Annotated in this window: 3 pseudogenes; all 3 read left to right on the top strand. The window is 38.1% G+C overall.

Annotated elements, in window-relative coordinates:
- Nucleotides 1–141 precede the first annotated feature (141 nt).
- Nucleotides 142–795, top strand: a pseudogene (locus tag ACUVJL_RS33825) (IS1634 family transposase); the annotation flags it as partial.
- 280 nt (nt 796–1,075) lie between these two features.
- A pseudogene (locus tag ACUVJL_RS33820) lies at nt 1,076–1,474 on the top strand (transposase family protein); the annotation flags it as partial.
- Between the two features lie 289 nt (nt 1,475–1,763).
- Nucleotides 1,764–2,054 (top strand): annotated as a pseudogene (locus ACUVJL_RS33815) (IS1 family transposase); the annotation flags it as partial.
- Between the last annotated feature and the right edge of the window lie 131 nt (nt 2,055–2,185).

The raw sequence follows: 2,185 nt of genomic DNA, 5'->3' as shown, positions 1-2,185 counted from the left end.
CGATCATCTCTACCAGTTTCTCTGTCGCCAACTGTTTTAAGGTTTCACTGTTGAGTTTGGGTGGCAGGTGTTTTTTCATAATTGCTATATTCTACTTTCCCGTATCACAGTTGTCAATACCCACCACCTGAATCCTTACGTATAGCCGACGCAGAAATCGCGATAAAAAGATTATCAGATACCTGGAAGTATCACCAAATCACAGAAATTGAATGCCGAGAAAAACCCGTCAAAAAATCGACAAGCAAGCAGAAACTAGAGAACCAAACAAATCCAACAGTTTATCAAGTTACGGGTCAAATAGAAACCCGGTTATCAGTAATAGAAGCCGAACAAATCACAGCCGGGAGATTTATATTAGCCACCAACATCTTAGACACTCAAGAGGTGAGCGAGCGACAGATACTATCAGAATACAAAGCGCAGCAAAGTAACGAGAGAGGATTTAGATTTATCAAAGATCCATTGTTTTTTACATCAAGCGTATTTGTGAAAAATCCCGAGCGAGTCGAAGCAATAGGAATGATAATGGGACTGTGCTTGTTAGTTTATACCCTAGGGCAAAGGAAATTGAGACAACACTTAGAAGCCACCAATGAGGGAGTCAGAAATCAGGTAAAGAAACTCACCAATAAACCGACAATGCGCTGGATATTTCAGATGTTTCAAGCGGTACATTTAGTGACGGTCAACGGAGATAAGCAAGTCAGTAATTTAACCCAAGACCGTCAAGATGTATTAAAGCATTTAGGACAGTATTGCAGTCGGTACTATTTAATGTTTGCAGGTGGATGACGCTCTCCATTAAGCTGTAAATCTTGGTGAATAATCCACATTTATTAGTCAAGATGATTAGCTCTTGGCGGGATTTATATTGGCTAAAAAGCTAAGTTATTTTGCGAAAAAAGCGCCATAAATCTATTAAAAAAAGTCAACTTTTTCAGTTTAGTTGATTTCGGGAGATTTGACAGGTACCCGTGACGTTAAAACCGCATAAGTTAAACGGAAAAACTTTTTGACTCCAACTTTTCACAACTGATAAAAAAATTCCACACACATCTGCGGAATGTGGGCTCTAAAAACTCAATTGGTAATTAATCAAGAGACAAGAGAAATTATTTGCACTGCTTTTGGACCAGGGCATTGCCACGATTTTAACTTGTTTAAAAAAAGTAAAATTCGTTTTCATCCCGAAACAAATAGCTTACAAGACAGTGGCTATCAAGGGATAAAGGATTATCACCCCAATAGTTATATCCCTAGAAAGAAACCTAAAAATGGGAAACTTTCTCGAATAGAAAAAGACTACAATCGAGTTCTAGCACAGGAGCGAATTGTGGTTGAACACGTTAATCGGAGTCTCAAAATTTTTAAAATATTGTCGAGTCGTTATCGGAATCGCCGTCGCCGTTATGGTCTGCGTTGTAATTTGTTGTCAGCAATTTACAATTATGAGTTAGCTCTAGGGGATTAAATTTAAAACCTCTAATTATAACATAAATCTTTTTTGCAAGAGGTCTAATTATCCTGTCAACCATTTTAGTGCTAGTTGGTGAAAACTGTCGCAATAAAGATTTGAGTTGCGACCACCATAATTCAATAGGATTAAAATCAGGAAAGTATGGGGACAAACACAAGATAGAAGCACCCACTGCTTCTATCATAGGCTTAATTGAATCTACGGCGTTGCTGAATTAGGGTATGATAAATAAGGCGTGCGAGCGCCAAAAAATAACACTTCAAAAAACGCAGAGCTTATGTAATGTCCTGAATGTCAGTCAACTCATGTTAATAAAAATGGTCAGAAAAAAGGTAAACAGAATTATATTTGTGTCGGTTGTGGCAGACAATTTATAGATTGCTACCAACCTCATAAAGGTTACTCAGAAGAAGTTAAACGTGAATGTCTCAAAATGTCGGTCAATGGTATGGGTTTTCGAGCAATTGAGAGGATTAAGGGAGTACATCACACCAGCATTATAAATTGGGTTAAGCAAGTAGGAGAATTGCTTCCTGATGCTTACGAACCAGACACAATTCCCCTGCAGGGTAAGAGCATCTCAATCAAGCTTGACAAAAGGAGTTGAGAACAGTCATCATATAATCATTATTCATAGAAGCCTGTTTGATTTTTTGACGAAGACTACGCTGCAATGTTTTCTCCTGATTAAGAGCGTTAAGTGCC

This window comes from Microcoleus sp. OTE_8_concoct_300, from assembly GCF_031383065.1.
GTDB lineage: Bacteria > Cyanobacteriota > Cyanobacteriia > Cyanobacteriales > Microcoleaceae > Microcoleus.
This window is presented reverse-complemented; position numbering and strand designations above follow the sequence as displayed.